1 protein-coding gene and 2 pseudogenes are annotated in these 6,048 nt (G+C 62.3%); all 3 read left to right on the top strand.

Going from position 1 to position 6,048, the window contains the following annotated elements:
- Positions 1 to 1,195 precede the first annotated feature (1,195 nt).
- A complete protein-coding gene (locus ACIP98_RS41700) occupies positions 1,196 to 4,639 on the top strand; it encodes a S8 family serine peptidase (RefSeq protein WP_401982025.1) in 3,444 nt (1,147 codons plus the stop codon).
- 280 nt (positions 4,640 to 4,919) lie between these two features.
- Positions 4,920 to 5,321: pseudogene (locus tag ACIP98_RS41705) on the top strand (transposase); the annotation flags it as partial.
- 135 nt (positions 5,322 to 5,456) lie between these two features.
- Positions 5,457 to 5,962: pseudogene (locus ACIP98_RS41710) on the top strand (transposase); the annotation flags it as partial.
- Between the last annotated feature and the right edge of the window lie 86 nt (positions 5,963 to 6,048).

The following is a 6,048-nucleotide window of genomic DNA, read 5'->3' on the forward strand; positions in this document are numbered from 1 at the left end:
ACTGTGATTTGACCTCCCTAGGGTGAGGCCATTGCACCGGAGTGACGTGAGAAAAGACAGATCTTGACTTGCTCATGACCGCCAAGTACGGTGAGGAATTTCAATGAGCTGCCTGCAGTGGCGTAGGAGTTCAGGTATTTGGCGCCATAATCCAAGACTCTTGGATTTGCTGTCCTTAAGAATGTTGCGTCAGGGTGTAGCAGCGTCTACTCAAACACATTTTGCGATGGTGACCTGATCAGCGATTGCCGCGCAAGCCTCGGCACCGTAGCTGCGGCCACGGTAAGCCGTTGCCGTATCGCTTGGCCATCTCGAGCTGTGCGAAGAGCCCCCACTGGGCAGCCGGATTTTCGGCTGCGGGCTGGAGTGTTGGGTCGCTCAGCAGCCAGCACCACCCGCTGCCCCCGCATCCGTGAGTGCGATCCACGGCATGGTTACGTCGCAGTTGCGATTCGGTCCGGGCATCGGGACCCGCCAATATGGAGCGTGGCAGAGCGCCCGCCCTTGTTGACGACAGCACAGGGCGGCATTCATAGTCCTAACGTGGTCGGGCGACCCTGTGCTGAGGCTGGGCGAGACGTAGTGCGGACAGATCGCAGGAATTGGCGTGTGCCTCGGTGTGAGCATGACCGAGTCTGTGCGCCGGTCACCGTTCGGCATACGGTATCGCTCAGATGAGATTGGTTAACAGCTGGGTATTGCCAAAGACGCCGAGGATCTACAGGCTGTTTTTTAATGAATGTGGCGACGACTCAGTGCAGGACGGAATCGATCACTGGGCCTCAGTTCATGCTGTGCCGTGCAAGTTTGATCAACTGGTGTGTGTTACAGGGGGCCCAACGTCAACTTCTCCGCTATTTCAGTGCATATGACTGCTGAGGCCACACGCCCTCTGAACCATCAAGGACCTTCATTGAGTATCAGATTTCCAGGTAGGCCGGGTCCGCTCATCCTTGCGGTTACGGCTCTACTTGCGGTTACCCTTCCAGTAGCCGTTCACACACAGCACGCCATCGAAACGACAGCTGTCTCCCAGCGAAGCGGCGAAATCGGAGTCTCGCACACGATCACTCTCATCACTGGCGACAAGGTCACTGTGCGGCAAGGGGGTTCCGGGCCCAGCACCACTACGGTCCAGGGGCCCGATGGCGAGCCAATCGGGGCGCACGTCACCTCCGCGGGCGCGGACACCTACGTGTACCCCGACAGCGTCATCCCGTATCTTGGGGCTGGCCTGCTCGACAAGCGCCTGTTCAACGTCACCCTTCTTGTAAGAAATGGGTATGACGACGCTCGAGCCGACCGACTTCCGCTCATACTGACTTACAAGAGCGACGGAAGTGCCCGGCATGCGAATTCGGTTCCCAAAGGTGGCACCGCGGTCCGCCCCCTCAGCAGCATTGACGGCAAGTCGGTGACCGAGGACTTTGGCGAGGCCGCAGACTTCTGGTCCTCCCTGACCGGGAGGCAGCCCCCAACTGTCGACGCACGCAGTGGTGTCGCCCCCGTCTTCGCCAATGGTATAGCGAAGGTATGGCTGGACGGCAAGGTGAAGGCTAGTCTGGCCGACACTGTGGCCCAAATCGGCGCGCCCTCAGTGTGGGAGAGCGGGAACACCGGCGAGGGCGTTAATGTCGCGGTGCTGGACACCGGAGTGGATGCGCAACATCCGGATCTTGCAGACCAGATCGTGGCGAGCACCAGCTTCGTCCCCGACGAGGACGTCACCGATCGCAATGGTCACGGGACCCATGTGGCCTCTACCATCGCCGGCACCGGAGCTGCTTCTGGTGACAAGGAGAAGGGTGTAGCGCCCGGCGCGAGACTGCACATCGGCAAGGTTCTGAACAATGCCGGCGCTGGTTCAGAGAGCTGGATCCTGGCGGGCATGGAATGGGCCGCGCGGGACGAGAAGGCGAAGATCATTAGCATGAGTCTGGGCGGCGATCCCACGGATGGGACCGACCCGTTGAGTCAGGCTGTCGACACCCTTAGCGCGGAGACGGGCGCGCTCTTTGTCATCGCCGCAGGCAACACTGGTCCGGGCGAATCCACAGTCGGCTTTCCTGGAGCAGCCGACGCGGCGCTTACCGTCGGCGCAGTAGACTCCGCCGACCACGTCGCCGATTTCTCCAGCCGGGGACCGAGGCTCGTAGACCACGCCCTGAAGCCGGAGATCACCGCTCCCGGTGTCGGTGTGCTGGCGGCCCGGTCTCAGTACTCACCCGGTGAGGGCTACTACTCAATCAAGAGCGGTACATCGATGGCCACTCCACATGTCGCCGGTGCGGCGGCCCTACTGGCGGTCGAACACCCGAGCTGGACGGGCCAGCAACTCAAGGATGCCTTGGTGAGCACAGCGAAGGCCACCCCTGGGTACAGCCCTGACGCTGGTGGAAGTGGGCGACTGGACATCGCCGCGGCAACGAGCGCGACAGTGGTCGCCACAGGTACCGCCTATCTCGGCACCCATCCCCGAGGGGACGGTCAGTCCGGGGCGGCCGAGCGGCAGGTGACCTACACCAACACTTCTGACCGTGACATCACCCTCGACCTGGCCCTCAGGGCCCCGGATGTTCCAGCAGGTCTGTTCTCCCTGTCCGCATCACAGGTCACTGTCCCAGCAGGCAGGACCATCGCGATCGCGGTCAGCGCCGATTTGAGCCATGTTTCAGGTAAAAGCCGGTACACCGGCGAAATCCAGGCATCCCGCCCTGATGGTCGGGTATTGGCCGACACCGTCGTTGGCGTCAGCACGGAGGACCAGCCTCGCCATCTTGTCATTAAGGCCACCGCCCGAAGCGGTGAACCCATCGCCGGAATGCTTCACATGATCCGGGACGGTGACCCTGCCAACAACCCCCAGGAATTCGGCATGGGGGATGGGACACTCGACGTCGTGGTGCCCGAAGGCACCTACGCGATCTGGATGTGGGGGGAGGTCGAGGGAACCCACGGCCCCAATTCCCGCGGTGTGGCTCTTCTCACCGCTCCCAAAGTCGTCGTCAACGCTAACACCATCCTGAAGTTGGACGGCACTGCCGTACGTGAAGTGAAGGCAGTCACACCCATGCAGAGCGTCGCCGCTCAGATGCGCATGGACTACCACCGGTCGCTGGGCGACACAGCCTCCGCCACCGACTCCTACATGCTTCCCCGGGACTACGACAGCATGTGGACCATACCTGGCCAGCGGGTGAGTGACGGAGAGATGTCCATCACCACTCGCTGGCGCAAGATACAGCCCCCCCTGACGGTCGAGCTGGACGGCCGGCCCTTTGATGACCTGTTTGTGATGGCGAACTCAGCGTATTTGCCTCAAGGGAGCAGGAACCTGGAGGCCGTCTTCGCTAAGGACGGTGCCGCGGCCGACTATGAGGGCCTGAACGTCCAAGGGAAGATCGCAGTGGTGCGCCGCGCTGATCTGGACCAGCAGGTTTCTGCCGCTGAAAAGGCCGGGGCGGTCTTGCTTCTCATCGTCAACGACGTGCCGGGACGGTACGGCGACAGCGTCAGTAAGACGCGACTGGCTGTGGCGTCGTTGACGAAGGACCTCGGAGAGCACCTGATCTCTCAGCTGCAGAAGGGCAGGGTAACCCTCCGCGTGGCCTCACAGCCCGTCACCGAATATCTCTACGACCTGGTTCGCCGTTGGAGCGGCAGCATCCCGCAGAACCTGACGTACCAGCCGACACAGCAGGAACTGGCAAGAGTCGACGTCGACTTCCGTAAGGAACCCGAGGACCAGCTTTTCGAGTACCGCTACGACCTGAACCCCGATCAGACAACCTCAGTTGGCAACTTCCCGCCGGAAACCTTGGCCCGGCGCTTCCGCACCGACTGGGTCACTGCGGACAAGCCCATTCGGTGGAGTGGAGAAACCGATGTACAGACTTCCCAAGGTATGACGACTCCCCAACTCGGCGGAATTACCTCCTACCGGCCTGGCACCAGCACCCAGGAACAGTGGCTCGGCCCAATACAACGACCCAGGATGAACGACGTGTCCATGCTCCCTGAGCGCCTGGACAACAGATTCAAAATCGAGGTGCCAGGCTGGGGTGACTCCGGGGCCAATCACGCAGGGCAGTCCACCATCGCCGACCACGCCCAAAGGGTGACCCTCTACCAGGGGAAGCAGGTTGTCGACCAGGCCGAGGGCTCGACGCTCATCAGCAGCGAAGACCTCAGCACCAAGCGCGTGCCCTACCGCTTCGTAGCCACGACGGAACGCGACCCGGCGGTGGACCCGTACTCTCCCCGTACCGTGACTGCATGGACCTTCACCTCTGGCGCTGGAAAGCCTGGCATGCGAGCTCAACTACCGCTCATCCAGATGGACTACAGAGTGGACACCGACCTGAATGACAAGGCGTCCCGGTTTGCCAAGATCACTCTCCTCCCGTCCCATCTGCCGGGAGGCCCCAGTTCGCGGACGATCAGTTCCGCAGACCTGAAGGTGTCCTACGACGGCGGGATCACCTGGAGCGATCAGCGTATGAAGGAGACCAGCAGCGGCTGGGAGACACAGTTGCACGCGCCTGCCAGCGCGAAGCATGTCACCTTGCGTGCGCGGGCTCACGACGACAGCGGAAATAGCATCGATCAGACAGTGATCCGTGCATTCGGTCTTAAGTGAGCAGTCTACGGCCGTGATGTCCGGGCCTCGGTGACGAGTCCCGGACACCACGGCGGCTCACATTGACACGAGACGGCCAATCCCGATCGCTCTGGGAACCTGGTACGCAGCAGTTGCTCTTGTCTAACGATCTGGTGTGTGATCGCGGTGGCGATGTGACCGGCCTGGTTGTGGGCGACATGATCTGACGCTGTGACGAGCACGGTGAATCGTGAGGTGCTCGGGCATCGGATACTGACGGGTCTCTCGCGGCGGCACTTGGCTGACCTGATGGTCGCGCCCTGTGGACCGGGGTAAGCCCGGTTCCAAGATGCACGTCCTCTCCGACGCGAACGGACTGCCCCTACGCGTCGGACTCTCCGCGGCCAACACCCACGATAGCCTCGCCCTGAAGCCGATCCTGTCCCACTTCCACATGGAACACGAATCCCACGCGACCGAATCCAAGCAGCAGCGCCTGCACGCCGACAAAGCTTACGACGTCCCCAACGTGCGGAAATGGCTGCGCAGCAAGCGCATCGGCGTCCGTATCGCCCGCAAAGGGATCGAGTCTAGCCAACGCCTCGGCCGTCGCAGGTGGGTCATCGAGCGCACCATGTCCTGGCTCACCGGCTACCGCCTGCTCAACGACCGATACGAACGCGAACCCCGCAGCTACCTAGTGTCTGCGCCGGGAGTGTAAAGCTAACGGCGGATCCGACGATCATGGGAGAGAGGTCAAGTGATTGACAGCGCCGTGGAGTTGGAGACCGTGTTGCCTGTCGAGAGTGCCCGGCCTGAGCGGCCTGCGTCCGTGTCCGATGAGCAGTTGGTCGCGATGCTGGTGGAGCGGGGCCGGTCGGGGAGGGGCTGCAGCTGACCGGGCAGGGTGGGCTGTTGCAGCAGCTGACCAAGCGGGTCCTGGAATCTGCTCTGGAAGGTGAGATCACCGATCACCTCGGCTATGAGAAGCACGATGCCGGGGGTCGGGGCAGTGGCAACTCTCGCAACGGGGGCCGGGCCAAGACCGTGCTGACCGACGTCGGGCCGGTCGAGGTCAAGGTGCCGCGAGACACCTCGGGCACGTTCGAACCGCAGATCGTGAAGAAGCGGCAGCGGCGGCTGACCGGGGTCGATGAGATGGTGCTGTCGCTGTCCGCGAAGGGGCTCACGCACGGCGAGATCGCCGCCCACCTGGCCGAGGTCTACGGGGCCGAGGTGTCCAAGCAGACCATCTCCACCATCACCGACAAAGTGATGGAGGGCATGGCCGAGTGGCAGAGCCGTCCCGTCGACCGCGTTTACCTGGTTTTGTTCGTTGATGCCATCAACGTCAAGATCAGGGTTCTGTCGACGATCTTGTGATTCGGACGCTTGAGCGGGTCGTGTCAGCTGTTCGCGATCATGCGCGGTGTGCTCTTGTGACGTGC

Source organism: Streptomyces sp. NPDC088354 (assembly GCF_044753585.1).
Lineage (GTDB): Bacteria > Actinomycetota > Actinomycetes > Streptomycetales > Streptomycetaceae > Actinacidiphila.